The sequence below is a fragment of the Chelativorans sp. ZYF759 genome (genome assembly GCF_012911015.1).
Classification (GTDB): domain Bacteria; phylum Pseudomonadota; class Alphaproteobacteria; order Rhizobiales; family Rhizobiaceae; genus ZYF759.
Window position 1 is genome coordinate 390295 of sequence record NZ_WVVV01000001.1, and the last position, 16201, is coordinate 406495.

Sequence of the window (16201 nt, forward strand, 5' to 3'; positions counted from 1 at the left end):
CTCAGGCGGTGGCTGCAAGCCGCGCGCTGCGCGTGCCGGCTGCCAGATCGCCGACGAGACGGGCGACGGCGGCTGCCGGGTCGGAGGTGGGACGGCCCTCGGCGTCAAGGCAGTCGGCGATCGCGGTGACGATGGCCGTGCCGACGACCACCCCGTCCGCGGCTTCCGCGATCGCGGCCGCCTGTTGGGCCGTCTTGACCCCGAAGCCGACGCAGACGGGCAGATCCGTATGGCCCTTGATGCGCCTGACCGCTTCTCCCACGCGGGTGGTGTCGGTCAGCGCGGAGCCGGTGATGCCAGTCATCGAGACGTAATATACAAAGCCCGACGTGTTCTCGAGCACACGCGGGAGGCGACGGTCATCCGTGGTGGGCGTGGCCAGGCGGATGAAGTTCAACCCGGCATTCAGCGCCGGCACGCACAATTCGCTGTCCGTCTCGGGCGGCAGGTCGACCACGATCAAGCCGTCGATCCCGGCCTTGCGCGCCGCCTCCAGGAAGCGGTCCACGCCGTAGATATAGATCGGATTATAGTAGCCCATCATGATGATCGGCGTTTCGTCGTCCTCGAGCCGGAATTCGGCCGCCATGTCGAGCGTACGCTGCAGCGTCTGGCCCGCCCGGAGCGCGCGCAGCCCCGCGGCCTGGATCGCCGGCCCGTCGGCCATCGGGTCGGAGAAGGGAAGGCCGAGCTCGATCACGTCGGCGCCGGCTGCGGGCAGCGCCTTCATGATCGACAGCGCCGTCCGATAGTCCGGATCGCCGGCCATCATGTAAGTGACCAGAGCGGCGCGGCCCTCGTGCTTGAGCTTCTCGAAACGTCGGTCGATGCGGGTCGTTGTCATATCCGCCGTCTTTCTTCCCAGTCTGCGGCCCTCTTCTTGCCTTTCCGCGCGCAACTTGCAATCCCGCAATGAAATCGGCGCTTCCCGTGGCCGGCCGGGAAGGCGTCCACCAGTCAGCCGACTGCGAAGCTGCCCGGCGGAGGCAGGCCTTGTCTAGTCGCACTCGACGAGATCGTTCGGCGTCACCACGCAGTTGGGTCGGGTTTGGCACGCCGACAGGGCGAGGAGCGCGATCAGCAACAATGAAGTGGTCTTGAACATGCCCTTTTCCTCGGTGGGCGCCGTCCAGAGGCGATGCAGGAGCGGGCTAGAACAGCATCCGCACGAACATCAATATGATGATGGCGGCCACGAAGCAGAGGCCGATCCTCTGCCAGGGACCCATCTGATCCCAGAAGCGCCAGAAGCCGTCCATAAAAACCTCCCCTGCTCGCGTTCGGCCGATTCCCGCCTGGCCCGTCAGCTCGGCCTGATGCCCCGCAGCCTTTCGGAACGGCGGCGCAGGAGCTCGATGGTGGTCAGGAGCGCGATCGAGATCATGACCAGGATCGTTGCCACCGCGAGGATCGTGGGACTGATCTGCTCGCGGATGCCCGACCACATCTCGCGCGGGATGGTGCGCTGCTCCACGCCGGCCACGAACAGGACGATGACGACCTCGTCGAAAGAGGTGATGAAGGCAAAGAGGGCGCCGGAAATGACACCCGGCATGATCAGCGGAAAGGTCACCCGCCGGAACGTCGTGGTCGGGTCGGCGCCGAGGCTGGCTGCCGCCCGGGTCAGCGAATGATCGAAGCCGACCAGCGTGGCGGTCACCGTGATGATGACGAAGGGAATGCCGAGCGCGGCGTGGGCCAGGATGACGCCCGGAAAGGTCGATGCCAGGCCGACGCTGGAATAGAAAAAGAACATGCCGGCCGCCGAAATGATCAGCGGCACGATCATGGGCGAGATCAGGATACCCATGATGAGGCCGCGGAAGGGCATTTCCTTGCGCGACAGGCCAAGCGCCGCGATCGTGCCCAGCACGGTGGCCACCAGGGTCGCCAGAATGCCGATGATGACCGAGTTGCGGATCGACATCATCCATTGCCGGCTCGAGAAGAAATCCTCGTACCAGCGCAGCGAATAGCCGGCCGGATCGAAGGTCAGCATCTCCCGCGTATAGGTGAAATAGGGCTGGACGTTGAAGGACAGGGGTATGATCACCAGGATCGGCGCGATCAGGAAGAAGAAGATCAGCCCGCAGATCACCCGGAAGGCGTAGTACCAGGTTCGCTCCAGCGGTCCGGCATAGGAGGGGACGGCCATCGGTCTTTCTCCCTCAGCCCAGCTTCACGTTGTCGACGCCGACGATGCGGTTATAGACCCAATAGAGGATCAGCACGCCGGCCAGCAGGATCGTGCCGAGCGCCGCAGCCAGGCCCCAATTCAGCGAATTCTGCATGTGGAAGGCGATCAGGTTGGAGATCATCTGGCCCGACTGACCGCCGACCAGCGCCGGGGTGATGTAGTAGCCGATCGAGATGATGAAGACGAGCACCGCGCCAGCACCGACGCCGGGCATGGTCTGGGGCACGTAAACCTTCCAGAACGCGGTCCACGGATTGGCGCCGAGCGACCGCGCCGCGCGCACATAGGAGGGTGGAATGCCCTTCATCACGCTGTAGAGCGGCAGGACCATGAAGGGCAGCAGGATATGCGTCATGGCGATGATGGTGCCGGCGGCATTGTAGACCATCATGATACGGCCATTGTCACCGATGATGCCAAGCGCAACCAGGATGTCGTTGAGGACACCCTGCTGCTGCAGGAGGACGATCCAGGCCGTCGTGCGCACCAGAAGCGACGTCCAGAAAGGAAGCAGCACGCAGATCATAAGCAGGTTGGAATAGCGCAGCGGCAGCGTCGCCAGCAGATAGGCGATAGGATAACCGAGCAGCAGCGTGGTCAACGTGATCGCAACGCTGAGCATCAAGGTGCGAATAAAGAGCGTCACATAGATGCGCTGGTTCTCGGGCTGCCGTTCGATCGACCCGTCGGAGGCATAGCGCATGTCGATGGCGGAGACGAAATAGGCCGGCGTGAAGCGACGCCCCTCGCGCTGGATCGCGGCCCAGATTTCGGTATCCCCCCAACGCGGGTTCGCGTCGACGAGCGATTCCTGGAAGGGTGCTGCCAGATCGTCGGCACGACGTGCGGTGGCCGTCAGGAGGCTGCGCGCACCGCTCATCTCGTAGTTCAGGCGTACGGCAACCCGTCCGACCGTCCTGTTGGCCTGTGCCTCGACAAGGTCCTCGGCCATGGCGGCGAAAGCCGACTCGGGGGGGATGTCCTGGCCGTCCCACTCCTGGAGCGCATCCACCGTGCGTGGCAGGACCTGCACGATGATGGGGTTGTCGACACTGCGGAACAGCATCGAGCCGATCGGGATGACGAAGGTGAAGATGATGAAGGCCAGCAGCGGGGCCACGAGCAGGAAGGCAGTGATCTTGCGCCTGCGTTCGGCCTTCGCCAGGCTCTTCTTCAGCGGTACGCCGTCCGCCGTCACCATGGCGGTGATCGGTGCGCCTCCCAGTGAAGCCGCGTCGGCCTGTGCCATCCCTGGAGTCCCCTGCTTGCCGGCTCGCGCGGCGGAGAAACGCTCCCCGCCGCGCGATTGATGCGTCGTGACTACTGGAGCATCCAGTTGGCGAAGCGCTCGCGCAGTTCGTCGCCATAGTCGGTCCAGAAATCGTTATCGAGAACGATCGGCGCGAAGTAGTTGTCCGGATTGGTCGGCATGTGCGCGTTCATGTCGATGCCCAGATCGGCATGCTCGCCCACCAGCGGCGCGGAGGAAGCGCGTGCCGGACCGTAGGAGATGAACTTCGCCTGATCGGCCAGACGCTGGGTGTCGGTCGCCCAGGAGACATATTCCAGCACCTTATCGACATTGGGACCGTCCGGGATCACCCAGCCGTCCCATTCGACAACCTGGCCGTCCCAGATGATTTCGGCATTCATGCCCTCGACCTCGATGGCGTCGAACATGCGGCCGTTATAGCCCGTGGCGAAGGCGACCTCGCCATCGGCGAGAAGCTGCGGGGCCTGTGCACCCTCGGTCCAGAACACGATGTGTTCCTTGATCGTGTCGAGCTTGGCGAAGGCGCGGTCGACACCCTCGGGCGTGCGCAGCACGTCGTAGATCTCGTCGACCGGAACGCCGTCGGCATAGAGCGCCCATTCGAGATTGGTGCCGGGGCGGTCCTGCAGGGCGCGACGGCCGGGGAAGTTCTCGACATCGAACAGATCCGCGATCGATTCCGGCTGGTCGCCGTCGAACGCGTCGGGGCGGAAGGTCAGCACGGTCGAGTAGACGATCTGCGGGATGAAGCACTCGCCGAGCGAACCGGGCAGGAAGTCTTCCGAGGCCGGCGTGCCATCGGGGGCCGCGGCCAGCATCTCGTCATGGTCGATCGGAATCACGATGCCTTCGTCGCAGGCCAGCTGCGCGTCGGAAGGCAGCATGTCGACGAGATCCCAGGTCACGTTGCCGGCCTGGTGCTGGGCGCGAAGCCCGGCGAGCGCATTGGCCGAACCATCGTCGTTGATGATGGTGACGTGCGGGTTCTCCTCCATGTAGGGCTCGTGATAGGCGCGGTTCTGGCTGGCCGTATAGGCGCCGCCCCACGACACGACCGTCAGGCTGATCGGGTCCTGCGCATAGGCATTCAGCGCAAGCGCGCTGACGGCTATGGCGCCGGCACCTATGATGGTGGTCTTCAGCTTGCTCATATGTCCTACTCCTTTTGACGCTTGGGGCCGTCCGTCGCGGGCTGCCCCGTTCCTCTCGTTCGAGGGCCGCGCATTCGGGCGCGGCCTTTCCTTGTTGCCGATGCCGACGCCTCAGGCGTCCAGCGCACGGCAGTCCTCCATTGCCCAACCGATCCGCACCATCTCGCCGCGCGAGATGCGGGCATGGCTCTGGGCATTTGGAATCTTCACGATGAACTCATCGGTGCCGCAAACGCTGACCCGCGTGCGGATGTGGTCGCCCAGATAGATGAGCTCTTCCACCCTGGCCTCGAAGGCGTTGGGAAGGCTGCCTTCGGCCGGCGCCACCACGACACGCTCTGGTCGCAGCGACAGCGTGGTCGGCTCGCCCTTGCCGCCGACATTCACCGGCAGCGCGACCACGCTCGAGCCGTCTTCAAGCCGGACGGTGCAGCTTTGTCCGTCCATCTGCTCGACCTTGCCCTTGAGCTTGTTGTTCTCGCCGATAAAGGCCGCCACGAAGGCGTTGTCCGGCCGCTCGTAGAGGTCGGCGGGCGGCGCCAACTGCTGGATCACCCCATCGTTGAAGACGGCGATCCGGTTGGACATGGTCAGAGCCTCGGACTGGTCGTGCGTGACGTAAACGACGGTGACGCCCAGGCTCTCGTGGATGTGCTTGATTTCATACTGCATCTGCTCGCGCAGATTCTTGTCGAGGGCGCCGAGCGGCTCGTCCATGAGCACAAGGTCGGGCTCGAAGACCAGTGCGCGCGCCACCGCGACCCGCTGCTGCTGGCCGCCGGAAAGCTGGGCCGGCATGCGGCCCGCCATCGCGGGCAGTTCGACCATTTCCAGCGCGCGCTTGACCCTGTCCTCGATCTCGGCCTTTCCCATCTTGCGCACCCGCAGCGGGAAGGCGAGGTTTTCGGCCACCGTCATGTGCGGGAACAGCGCGTAGTTCTGGAACACCATCCCGATGCCGCGCTTGTGCGGCGGCACGTTGTCGATGCGCTCGTTCTTGAGGCGTATCTCGCCATAGGTGGCGGATTCGAAACCGGCGAGCATCATCAGGCAGGTCGTCTTGCCGGAACCGGAAGGCCCCAGCATGGTCAGGAACTCGCCCTTGGCGATGTCCAGGTTCAGATCCTTGACGACGAGAATCTCGCCATCATAGCTCTTCTGCACATTGGCGAACCGAACAAAGCCGTAATCGTCGGCAGCGGCGCTGACGTTTGTCATGCTAGATATCGTTCCCCTTCGGCCCTTGTTTTGTCCTCGAGGGACTATCGAGCCGTTCGTTCTCGAAGCATTCGGCCTTATGGTTGCAAAAAAACCGCACCCGGCGCAAGGCCCCGATCCAACTTCAGCTCTTTCGCGACATTCGCGCATGTCTGATGGCGTCACGCCAAGACTTCATTGCGACCTTGCTTCGGGTGGGCGCGATGCTTTGGCGGCCAAGCGTGTGTGGATTTGCGGCAACAGGTTGGTCACGCTTGCGTCAGCGTGGACTGTGTCAATTGACACCCCGGGCAAATCACCCTTTACCTTATGTTAATAAACAGCACCACGAACGGGGTGGGCGGGATAATGGCAGGGTTGAAAGGCCTCGGGGGCGTCATTGGCGCCGTCGGGCTGATGATCGGCCTTGGCATGTCGGAGGGGCATGCCGGTCCGGAACAATTCATGATGGTCGGCGGACTGACGTCGCAGCCCATCGGGCATTACGAATTCTGCAAGCGCAAGCCGGATGAATGCGCCATCCGGCCGGAGGATAACGGTCCGCTGGTCCTGACCGACGCGCTTCTCGAACAGATCGAACAGGTCAATCTCACCGTCAACGAGGCGGTGACGGCGATGAGCGACCAGGACAATTACGGCCAGCCCGAATACTGGTCCTATCCCGATCACGGCTATGGCGATTGCGAGGACCACGCGCTCGAAAAGCGCCGCACGCTAGAGCGTGCCGGCATTTCCTTGTCCAACCTCCTGATCACGGTCGTCCGGCTGCCCAATGACGAAGGTCATGCGATACTGACCGTGCGGACCGACCGCGGCGATCTCGTGCTCGACAATCTGGTCGACGAGGTCAAGCTCTGGAGCGAGACCGAATATCGCTTCCTCAAACGCCAGTCGAGCGCGCATACCGGGCGTTGGATGAGCCTGCGCGACGACGAAGCCCCCCTGGTCAGCGCCCTGCGCTGAAAACGCGGGGCTGCACGCCGGCGAAGCCGCAAGATCACGCCGCCTGGGCCAGTCTTTCGCCGGCCAGGCGGTAGGAGATCGCCTCGGCCAGATGAATGCGTCCCACCGCATCCGCGCCGTCGAGATCCGCCAGCGTTCGCGCCACCTTGAGGACACGGTGATAGGCCCGTGCGGAGAATCCCAGCTTCTCGCTCGCATCCGAAAGCAGCGACTGGCCGGCGGCGTCGGTGCGGGCCACCTCCTCCACCATTCCCGTCGGGCAGCGAACATTGGTGACCGCACCGCCCAGGCCGAGCGCGGCGTAGCGCTCGCTCTGGATGGCGCGGGCCCTGGCCACCCGCTCGGCCACGGAGGCGCTTCTCTCGGCCCGGCCGGGGCGGATGAGATCGCCGGCGCTGACGGCCGCCACCTCGACCCTCAGATCGATGCGGTCGAGCAACGGGCCGGAAATGCGGGCCTGGTAGTCGCTCTGGCAGCGCGGTCCGCGCGCGCAGCGATGGCCGGGTTCGCCGGCCATGCCACAACGGCAGGGATTCATCGCCGCCACGAGCTGGAAACGCGCGGGATAGGTCACGCGGTGATTGGCGCGCGCGATCATGCTCTCGCCGTTCTCGATGGGCTGGCGCAGCGAATCGAGCACCTGGGGCGAGAATTCCGGCAACTCGTCGAGAAACAGAACGCCATTATGCGCCAGCGAGACCTCGCCCGGCCGGGCGCGCAGCCCGCCGCCGACCATGGCCGCCATGGAGGCCGAATGATGCGGGGCGCGAAACGGCCTTCGATCCGACAGCCTGCCCCCGCCGAGCGTACCGGCGATCGAGCCGATCATCGACACCTCCAGCAGCTCGCGCGGGCCGAGCGAGGGCAGGATCGAGGGCAGACGCTGGGCGAGCATAGACTTGCCCGAGCCCGGGGGGCCCACCATCAGCATGTGATGCCCGCCGGCGGCCGCGACCTCGAGCGCCCGCTTGGCCGTTTCCTGGCCCTTGATGTCGACGAGATCCGGCAAGCCCTCGGGCGCGGGCTGCACCATCGGCTCGGGCCGCGACAGGACCTGCGTGCCGCGGAAATGATTGGCCATCGCGATGAGGCTGCGGGGCGCGAGTATCTGCATCTCCGCATCCGCCCAGGCGGCCTCGGAGCCGCAGCCATGCGGGCAGATGAGACCCTTGTCCATGGCATTGGCGCCAATGGCGGCCGGCAACACCCCGGCGACCGGCGCGATCGTGCCGTCGAGCGAGAGTTCGCCCAGCACGACAAAGCCCGACAGCGCGTCCGACGGAACGGCGCCGAGCGCCGCCATCAGGCCCAGCGCGATCGGCAGGTCGTAATGCGATCCTTCCTTGGGGAGGTCGGCCGGCGCCAGGTTCACCGTCACCTTCTTGGCCGGCATGGAAAGGCCGGAGGCGTGGAGGGCCGCCTGCACGCGCTCGCGGCTTTCGGCCACCGCCTTGTCGCCGAGGCCGACGATCTGCATGCCCACCTTGCCGGGCGCGACCATGACCTGGACATCGACCGGCACCGCCTCGATGCCCTCGAATGCAATGGTGGTGACATGCGCAACCATGACCTGCCTCCGCATGATCGAGGCCGCGCGCGCGCCGCCGCCGATCGCCGTCCGGCTGAAGAAGCCTTGCGGTCAATGAAGCATAAAGTTAACGCATGGTAAAGAACAATCAGGGAACAGAGGCAAGCGCGCCGGATCAGCCCCGCCTGTTCGCCACCGCATCCCAGAACAGGGAAGCGATATCCGCTCCCCCGAACCGCTTCACCTCGCGCACGCCGGTCGGCGACGTCACGTTGATCTCCGTCAGATAGTCGCCGATCACGTCGATGCCGACGAGCGTGAAGCCGCGTTCGCGCAGGGCCGGCCCGATCGTCGCGCAGATCTCGCGTTCGCGCTCCGTCAGATCGGCATGTTCGGCGCGCCCGCCGACATGCATGTTGGAGCGCGAATCGTGCTCGGCCGGCACGCGGTTGATGGCGCCCACCGGTTCGCCCTCGATCAGGATGATGCGCTTGTCGCCCTTGCGCACGTCCTTGAGATAACGCTGCACGATAAAGGGCTCGCGGAACATCTGCAGGAAGAGTTCCAGCAGCGAGGCAAGGTTGCGGTCGGCCTCGGCCAGATGGAAGATGCCCGCGCCGCCATTGCCGTAGAGCGGCTTGACGATGATGTCGCCATATTCCTTGCGGAAGGCATCCACCTCGGCCGGATCGCGGGTGATCAGCGTCTCGGGCATCAGTTCGGGAAATTCTGTGACGAAGGTCTTTTCGGGGCTGTTTCGCACCCAGGCCGGATCGTTGACCACCAGCGTGCGCGGGTGGATGCGCTCCAGTATGTGCGTGGTGGTGATGTAGTTCATGTCGAAGGGCGGATCCTGGCGCAGGAGCACCACGTCCATCTGCTCGAGGTCGACGGTTTCAGGCGCGCCCAGCGTGAAATGATCGCCCTTGACGTCGCGCACCTCCAGCGCTTCGAGCGCGGCACGCACGGTGGCGTTGCGCATCGACAGGCGGTCGGGCGTGTAGTGGAACAGCCGGTGGCCGCGGCGCTGCGCTTCCAGCGCCAGCGCGAAGGTGGTGTCCCCGGCGATGGAGACGGTGGAGATGTGATCCATCTGGATGGCGACGTCGAGGGCCATGGGCAAGAGCTCCGATCCCGGCAATTTGAGGATAAGCGAGGTAGCCGATCCAGCCGACGGCGTCGAGATGCCAGTTCAGTCGACAGTCGGGCCAGGGCCCCGGTCGAAGACGAGGCGCGAATAGCCGAGATAGGAGAAGACCATCGCTGCCGCCGAGCCGATCGCGAGCGCCAGCAGCGGGTGGAAACCGGGCAGGACAACGAGAACGGCCGAATAGACCAGGTAATTGACCAGCCCGCTCGCCGCGCCGATGCCACCATACCGCGCACCTTCGACCACGGCCGGGCGGTGGCTGGCGCCGAAGGTGAGGGTCCGGTTGAGAAGCCATGTCGCGGCAAGCGCCACGGCCATGGAGCCGAGCCTTGCCAGGAAGGGGTCGGCCGGCAGGAGCGCGAGGATCAGGGCCAGCACACCGGCATCAACCGCAAAGCCGATCGCGCCCACGAAACCGAAACTGGCGATGCGTCTCACGCGGCTCGGCCGGCCCGAACCGGGGCGCGGATTTCCGTCTCCGCCGCCCAGTCGCCGCGGGCGGGGTAGGACAGATAATGCATGCGCTTCATCTCGGCGCGTCCCCGGGCCACCGAATCCAGCACCAGGCCCGCGACCAGCATCGTGGTTCCCAGCACCATCATGCCGATGCCGAGGACCCAGGTCGGCATGCGCGGCACCAGGCCCGTCAGCAGGTATTCCCACAGGACCGGGACCATGAAACCGATGCCGGCGAGAAAGAAGACCGCCGCCAGCGTGCCGAAAAAGCGGGCCGGGCGGGTCTCCTTCATCAGCATGGCGAACATCCAGAGGATGCGCGCCCCGTCGCGAAAGGTGGAGAGTTTCGATTCCGAGCCTTCCGGCCGGCGGCCGTAATCGAGCGCAATCTCGGTCACCGGCAGTTTCAGCATCGAGGCATGAACCGACATTTCCGTCTCGATCTCGAAGCCCTGCGAGACGGCGGGAAAACTCTTCACGTAGCGCCGCGTGAAAGCGCGGTAGCCGGAAAAGATGTCGGAGAAGTCGCTGCCGAATAGAAACTGGTAGAGACCGTTGAACAGGCGGTTGCCGAAAGCATGCCCGCGCCGTCCCGCGTCGTCGGTCACCCCGCGCCGCGTGCCGACCACCATGTCGGCGCGCTCGGTCAGGAGGGTGTTTACCAGAAGCGGGCCGTCCTCGGGCGCATAGGTCCCGTCGCCATCGGCCATGAGATAGATGTCGGCGTCAATGTCGGCAAACATGCGCCGCACCACATTGCCCTTGCCCTGGCGCCGTTCGCGATGGACGATCGCGCCGGCCGCGCGGGCGGCCAGCGCCGTCAGGTCGCTGGAATTGTTGTCGTAGACATGGATGACGGCGCCGGGGAGCGCGGCGCGAAATCGAGCCACGACGTCACCGATCGTCTGTTCTTCATTGTAGCAGGGGATCAGGACGGCGATCGCGGGTTCGCGCGCAGCAAGGGTTCTCATTCGGCCTCCTCGGTCGGCCCGGCCAGCGGTCGCGACTTCCTTCAACTTCGCGCTTTACTATTTGTTGAACGGGTTAAGGCTAGGTTTCGCGGATCATTATTTCTTTGCGGGGACCGCATCCTTGTCACGCGCCCACGCGCCGGCCGCCCCTTTGCCGGCTGGCCCCGGAACCCGGACCATCGATCTCGCGATCGCAGTGCTCGTGGCTGCGGCCGTGGTGGCTTTTCATGCCGTGACCGGTTTCCCGGGTCTCGAGGACAATGGCGGCGACAATGACAGCCTGCTGCGCCTGGTCCAGATCCGTGCCCTGATGGACGGGCAAGGCTGGTTCGACCTCCAGCAATACCGCATGGGCCTGGAAGGCGGATTTCCCCTGCACTGGTCGCGTCTCGTCGACCTGCCGATCGCGCTTCTCATCATGGCGGCGGGGGGTGTGGGGCTGCCTGCGGCCGGCGCGGAGGCTTTTGCGCTCACGGCCTGGCCGGCGCTGCTATACGCGGCCGCGCTCTTCCTGATCGTGGATACCGTTCGCCGCCTCGGCAGCGAAGCCGCCATCCTGCCGGCCATCGTCCTGGGTGCCGCCGCCCTCTATTTCACGGGCGAGTTCGAGCCGGGTGCGATCGACCATCACAACATCCAGCTGGTGCTCGTGCTTGCCATGCTGAACCGGCTTGCAGCGGGTGACGGGGAAGTGGCCAACGGGCTCGCCGCGGGCGCCTTCGCGGCCCTGTCGATCGCCATCGGCATGGAGACCGCGCCCTATGTCGCGGTCGCGGGTGCGGCAGCCGCGATCCTGTTTCTCGTCTACGGGTCTCGCCGGGCACCGCTTGCCCAGGGATTCGGCTTCGCCTTTTTCGTGATGACCGGGCTTGCCTTTTTGGGCCTTGTCCATCCCGGCGCGTGGTCCCGGGCGAGCTGCGACGCGCTGTCGGTGTTCCAGCTCGCCGTCGCGGCCACCGGGGGCCTCGGGCTTGCCGCAATCGCTGCCATTCCCGCCCTGCGGGAGAGGCCCGCCGGGCGTGTGGCCGGGCTGGCTGCGATCGGCCTTCTCACCATCGGCGTCGTCGCCCTCGCCTTTCCGCAATGTCTGGGCAGCCCCTATGCCGATCTCGACCCGCGAATGCGTGAACTGTGGCTCGATCACGTGACAGAGGCGCAGCCACTGTTCACGCTCCTGTCCGCCAAGCCCTTCATCGTGTTGAGCTATTACGTCACCCCGTTGCTCGGCCTCGCGGTCGCCCTTCTCATCCTTCTACGCGATCGCCGGCCGGCCGGCCTAACTGTCGTCGCCGCCATGATCGCCGTCGCCTTTCTGGTCAGCGCCTGGCAGGTTCGGGGCTCGACCTTCGCGATCCCGCTCGCGGTGATCGCCCTGGCGGTCGGCCTCGGCCAGCTTCGCGCCTGGGCGGCGGTCCGCGGCGGCGGCCTGGCATCGCTGGCCCTTGTCGGTGGATGGCTCGCAGCGACCAACGCGGCATGGGCGCTGGCCGGCGGGCTCGCCGGCACGGCCTTCTCGGCGCAACCTCCGGCCGCAGACGAGACGGTGTCTTCCTGCTACGCCCGGGCAGACCACGCAGCACTAGCCGCCCTTTCCGCCGGCACGGTGCTCGCCGTTTCCAATCTCGGCGCAGCCATTCTCGCCAATACGGATCATCGGGTCTTTGCCGGTCCCTATCACCGCAACCAGGCCGGCAATCTCTTCGCGCTCGCGGCGCAGATGGCGCCGGCCGAAACGGCACGTGGCCTGCTGGGCGCGCACGGTGTGGACTATGTCGCCATTTGCCCGGGCAACACCGAGACGGCGTTCCTCGCAGACCGTTCGCCCGACGGCCTCCTCGCCGGGCTCGCGGCCGGCCGGGTTCCCGACTGGCTCGCCCCCCTGTCCGGCGCGGCGGATGAATCCGCCCTCCTCGTCTTCGCCGTGAAGTAGCCGCGCCTCCTGGCGCCAAGGGCATTTTTGCCGGTGGGGTCACCAATCCTTAAACCGTTGAGCCCTATGGTCGCAGCCATTCTTTTTAGATTTTGAGATTGCCTTTCCATATCCGAGGGCTTCATGCCGGGACAATTCGCTCACATCGCCAGCCAGGACGGAACCGATCTTTCCTATACGGATGCGCTGACCGGGCTGGGCAACATCAAGCGCTTCTTCGACAAGGTCGACCGCCTCATCCAGGATCGGGCCGAGGACCCGGCGCCATTCACCGTCTGCATCGTCGACCTGGACGGTTTCAAACCCATCAACGATCTTTTCGGCCGCAAGGCGGGGGACGACATCCTCCAGCAGGTGGCGAGCCGCCTGAAGGCGGCCGTCGACAACAATGCGACCGTCGCCCGCATCGGGGCCGACGAGTTCGCGGTGCTGCTGCCCTTGACGTTCAGCGAGGACAGCGCTTTCGAGCGGGCGCGCATGCTGATCGAGGTCCTGTCGGCGCCCTATGACGTGGGCGAGCGCATGGCGCGCCTGTCGGCCTCGGTCGGCTGCTCGCTCTATGGCGCCGGCGACGATACGACCGAAGTCCTCCTCTCCAAGGCGGAATCGGCCCTCTACCACGCCAAGCATTCCGGACGTGGCGTCGTCATCGTCTACACGAGCGAGATGGAGGAGGCCGCCAAACGCGTCACCCGCATCGAACAGGCGCTGCGGCGTGCCGTGGCCGCCAGCGAAGTCGAGCCCTTCTTTCAGCCCATCGTCGATCTCGAAACGCGCAGGCTGATCGGTTTCGAGGCCCTGGCGCGCTGGACGGATCCCGATCTCGGCGCCATCTCGCCGGCGGTGTTCATCCCGATCGCCGAGGATCGCGGCATCATAGGCCAGCTCTCGCAGCTCCTGCTGCGCAAGGCCGCGGAGGCGGCACGCACCTGGCCCGACGAGCTGTTTCTTTCGTTCAACCTCTCGCCTTCGCAGCTTGTCGATCAGAACACCGGCTCGCAGATCCTCTCGACATTGGAAATGACCGGTCTCGACCCGCGTCGGCTGGAAGTCGAGATCACCGAAACCGGCCTGATGAGCGACCCCGCCTCGGCCGAAAAGATCATGAACCACCTGCGCGCCAACGGCATCCGGGTCGCCCTGGACGATTTCGGCACCGGCCAGTCTTCCCTCGGTCGGCTGCGCGAGTTTCATTTCGACAAGCTGAAGATCGACCGCGCCTTCGTGTCGTGCATTCTTACCGACCGGCCCTCCGAACACATCATCCGGGCCATTCTCGCCATGTGCGAGGGGCTCGGCATGGACGTGGTGGCCGAGGGGATCGAGGAAGAGGAACAGGCCAGCAAGCTGGTGCGTTTCGGCTGCCAGTCCGGACAGGGCTACCTGTTCGGCCGCCCGGCCGACGCGGAGCAAACGCTCGCTTTCGTGCGCCATTCCTATCAGATGTGGCATGCGGCGCGCATCGCCTGACGGTTTTCAGGCGGGTTTGGGCCGGCGCGAACCGCAATTGGCTTGACAAGCAATTCCCGGGCCAGTTTCATCCCTGTGGGAAGACTGACGGCACGACCTTTGCTGCCGTGTAACGAGTCCGCGTGGGGAGCATCATGGCGATTGGGCCGAAGCTGCAATTGCGACAGACGCAGTCGCTCGTCATGACGCCGCAATTGCTGCAATCGATCAGGCTCCTGCAGCTGCCGCATATGGAGCTGGAGCGTTTTGTCGAAAGCGAGATCGAGCGCAACCCGTTTCTCGAGCGGGCCGAGGAAGGCGACAGCCCTGCCGCCGATCCTCCACCGCCTGCGGCGACGGCTGCGCCGGGCGCGGAGGCCGACTGGTTCTCGCCGTCGCTCGATGGCAGCAAGGAAATGTCGGAGAAACTCGATTCCTCGCTCGAGAACCTGTACCCCGACGATCCCGGCCGGACCGACGGCATCGGCGGCGATCTGGCGCAACAATGGCGTTCCGGGCCAGCCCAGAATTCAGGCGGTTCAAGCGAAGGCTACAATCTCGAGGAATTTGTTGCCGTACGGCCGACATTGCGCGATCACATCGGCGAACAGATCGCCATGACCTTGAGAGACCCCGCCGACCGCCTCGTGGCGGCCGAACTCGCCGACGCGGTCGACGAATCGGGCTACATGCGGGCAGACCTTTGCGAAATCGCCCGGCGCCTGAGTGTCGGGGAACCCGACGTCGCCCTCGTGCTCTCGGCGTGCCAGGCATTCGACCCGCCCGGCCTCTTCGCGCGCGATCTCGCCGAATGCCTGGCCCTGCAATTGAAGGCGCGCGACCGGCTCGATCCCGCCATGGCGGCCATGGTCGACAATCTCGAATTGCTGGCGCGGCGCGATTTCGTCCAGCTCAGGCAAATCTGCGGCGTCGACCAGGACGATCTCGTCGCCATGCTGGCGGAAATCCGCGCGCTCGATCCGCGGCCGGGCCTTCTCTTCTCCGTCGGCGCGGCTGAGCCGATCGTCCCCGACATCATCGTCACCGCGGCGTCGGACGGGGGTTGGGCCGTCGAACTCAACCCCGCCACGCTGCCCAAAGTCCTTGTCGACCAGACCTACCATGCCCGCATCGTGCGCCAGGCACGCAATCCGTCCGACCGGGAATTCCTGACCGAATGCCTGCAGAGCGCCAACTGGCTGACCCGCAGCCTCGACCAGCGCGCGCGGTCCATCATCAAGGTAGCCGTCGAGATCGTGCGCCGGCAGGACGCCTTCCTGTGCCACGGCGCCCGGCATCTGAAGCCGCTCAACCTGCGCATGGTCGCCGAGGCCGTGGGCATGCACGAATCCACCGTCAGCCGTGTCTCGGCCAACAAATACATGATGACCCCGCGCGGCGTGTTCGAGCTGCGCTATTTCTTCTCCGGCTCCATCCCCGCGGCCGCGGGCGGCGAGGCCCATTCCTCGGAATCGGTCAGGCTCCAGATCCGCGACATGATCAAGGCCGAGAATCCCGATGGCGTGCTGTCGGACGACACGATCGTCGACCTCCTGAAGGAGCGCGGCGTGGAGATCGCCAGGCGCACGGTCGCAAAGTATCGCGAGGCGATGCACATCCCGTCCTCGGTGCAGAGACGGCGCGAAAAGAGGGCCATGGCCGAGGCCGCAGGCTGATGGCGGCCCTGGGCGCGCGGCGGCCCGCGTTGACATTCGCCATGGGACGGACTAGAAGCCCGCCCGCAACAGACCGAATACGGAACCAAGCCATTCCGGGCGTGTTTCCTCCTCGGTCTGCCTGGCGGCCATTCCGGCGGTCCACCGCTTGATCCACAGCCTGGCCAGGAGTCCTTGTGCCCGATGGCGACAGGTATAAACTCACCACATCAAAACTCAGTCCAAGTCAGATCGAGGCG

The 16201-nt window shown here is 65.4% G+C and carries 13 protein-coding genes; 4 read left to right on the forward strand and 9 right to left on the reverse strand.

All coding sequences use genetic code 11. From position 1 onward, the window contains the following. Window position 1 precedes the first annotated feature (1 nt). From trpA to GRZ55_RS01620, 5 genes are all read right to left on the reverse strand, one after another. Entirely contained in the window at window positions 2-844 is an 843-nt protein-coding gene (gene trpA / locus GRZ55_RS01600) for a tryptophan synthase subunit alpha (protein ID WP_169285126.1), read from the reverse strand. Between the two features lie 459 nt (window positions 845-1303). Then, complete coding sequence (locus GRZ55_RS01605; RefSeq protein WP_169285127.1) at window positions 1304-2155, reverse strand: ABC transporter permease; 852 nt, start codon at window positions 2153-2155, stop codon at window positions 1304-1306. Between the two features lie 13 nt (window positions 2156-2168). Next, complete coding sequence (locus GRZ55_RS01610; RefSeq protein WP_246734457.1) at window positions 2169-3446, reverse strand: ABC transporter permease; 1278 nt, start codon at window positions 3444-3446, stop codon at window positions 2169-2171. Window positions 3447-3517: 71 nt separating this feature from the next. Next, a complete protein-coding gene (locus GRZ55_RS01615; RefSeq protein WP_169285128.1) occupies window positions 3518-4621 on the reverse strand; it encodes an ABC transporter substrate-binding protein in 1104 nt (367 codons plus the stop codon). A gap of 111 nt (window positions 4622-4732) precedes the next feature. Beyond that, on the reverse strand, window positions 4733-5839 hold the full coding sequence (locus GRZ55_RS01620) for an ABC transporter ATP-binding protein (RefSeq protein ID WP_169285129.1): 1107 nt from the start codon (window positions 5837-5839) through the stop codon (window positions 4733-4735). Between the two features lie 348 nt (window positions 5840-6187). Here GRZ55_RS01620 and GRZ55_RS01625 point away from each other — a divergent pair, with 348 nt between their 5' ends. Next, window positions 6188-6802 carry a transglutaminase-like cysteine peptidase gene (locus GRZ55_RS01625; protein WP_169285130.1) on the forward strand — a complete coding sequence of 205 codons (615 nt, stop codon included), beginning with the start codon at window positions 6188-6190 and terminating at the stop codon, window positions 6800-6802. Window positions 6803-6836: 34 nt separating this feature from the next. On the opposite strand, the gene GRZ55_RS01630 is transcribed toward GRZ55_RS01625, so the two are convergent. The 4 genes from GRZ55_RS01630 to GRZ55_RS01645 all read right to left on the reverse strand — a co-directional run bounded on the left by GRZ55_RS01630 (window position 6837) and on the right by GRZ55_RS01645 (window position 10907). Continuing rightward, entirely contained in the window at window positions 6837-8369 is a 1533-nt protein-coding gene (locus GRZ55_RS01630; protein WP_169285131.1) for a YifB family Mg chelatase-like AAA ATPase, read from the reverse strand. A 136-nt stretch (window positions 8370-8505) separates the two neighbouring features. Further along, window positions 8506-9447: a glutathione synthase gene (gene gshB, locus GRZ55_RS01635; RefSeq protein WP_169285132.1), complete on the reverse strand. Its 942-nt coding sequence runs from the start codon at window positions 9445-9447 to the stop codon at window positions 8506-8508. 75 nt (window positions 9448-9522) lie between these two features. Continuing rightward, on the reverse strand, window positions 9523-9918 hold the full coding sequence (locus GRZ55_RS01640; protein ID WP_169285133.1) for a GtrA family protein: 396 nt from the start codon (window positions 9916-9918) through the stop codon (window positions 9523-9525). Then, window positions 9915-10907, reverse strand: coding sequence for a glycosyltransferase (locus GRZ55_RS01645; RefSeq protein ID WP_169285134.1), 993 nt, complete (start codon window positions 10905-10907; stop codon window positions 9915-9917). Before GRZ55_RS01645 ends, GRZ55_RS01640 begins: the two co-directional genes overlap by 4 nt. Window positions 10908-11028: 121 nt before the next feature. On the opposite strand from GRZ55_RS01645, the gene GRZ55_RS01650 reads away from it, so the two are divergent. The 3 genes from GRZ55_RS01650 to rpoN all read left to right on the forward strand — a co-directional run bounded on the left by GRZ55_RS01650 (window position 11029) and on the right by rpoN (window position 15962). Continuing rightward, complete coding sequence (locus GRZ55_RS01650; protein WP_169285135.1) at window positions 11029-12837, forward strand: GtrA family protein; 1809 nt, start codon at window positions 11029-11031, stop codon at window positions 12835-12837. Window positions 12838-12960: 123 nt separating this feature from the next. Next, entirely contained in the window at window positions 12961-14307 is a 1347-nt protein-coding gene (locus tag GRZ55_RS01655) for a bifunctional diguanylate cyclase/phosphodiesterase (protein ID WP_169285136.1), read from the forward strand. 134 nt (window positions 14308-14441) lie between these two features. Continuing rightward, entirely contained in the window at window positions 14442-15962 is a 1521-nt protein-coding gene (gene rpoN, locus GRZ55_RS01660) for an RNA polymerase factor sigma-54 (protein WP_169285137.1), read from the forward strand. The last annotated feature ends 239 nt before the right edge of the window (window positions 15963-16201 follow it).

Coding starts and splice junctions, on each gene's coding strand:
- trpA (WP_169285126.1), bottom strand. CDS start 844: ATGACAACGACCCGCATCGACCGACGTTTCGAGAAGCTCAAGCACGAG.
- GRZ55_RS01605 (WP_169285127.1), bottom strand. CDS start 2,155: ATGGCCGTCCCCTCCTATGCCGGACCGCTGGAGCGAACCTGGTACTAC.
- GRZ55_RS01610 (WP_246734457.1), bottom strand. CDS start 3,446: ATGGCACAGGCCGACGCGGCTTCACTGGGAGGCGCACCGATCACCGCC.
- GRZ55_RS01615 (WP_169285128.1), bottom strand. CDS start 4,621: ATGAGCAAGCTGAAGACCACCATCATAGGTGCCGGCGCCATAGCCGTC.
- GRZ55_RS01620 (WP_169285129.1), bottom strand. CDS start 5,839: ATGACAAACGTCAGCGCCGCTGCCGACGATTACGGCTTTGTTCGGTTC.
- GRZ55_RS01625 (WP_169285130.1), top strand. CDS start 6,188: ATGGCAGGGTTGAAAGGCCTCGGGGGCGTCATTGGCGCCGTCGGGCTG.
- GRZ55_RS01630 (WP_169285131.1), bottom strand. CDS start 8,369: ATGGTTGCGCATGTCACCACCATTGCATTCGAGGGCATCGAGGCGGTG.
- gshB (WP_169285132.1), bottom strand. CDS start 9,447: ATGGCCCTCGACGTCGCCATCCAGATGGATCACATCTCCACCGTCTCC.
- GRZ55_RS01645 (WP_169285134.1), bottom strand. CDS start 10,907: ATGAGAACCCTTGCTGCGCGCGAACCCGCGATCGCCGTCCTGATCCCC.
- GRZ55_RS01655 (WP_169285136.1), top strand. CDS start 12,961: ATGCCGGGACAATTCGCTCACATCGCCAGCCAGGACGGAACCGATCTT.
- rpoN (WP_169285137.1), top strand. CDS start 14,442: ATGGCGATTGGGCCGAAGCTGCAATTGCGACAGACGCAGTCGCTCGTC.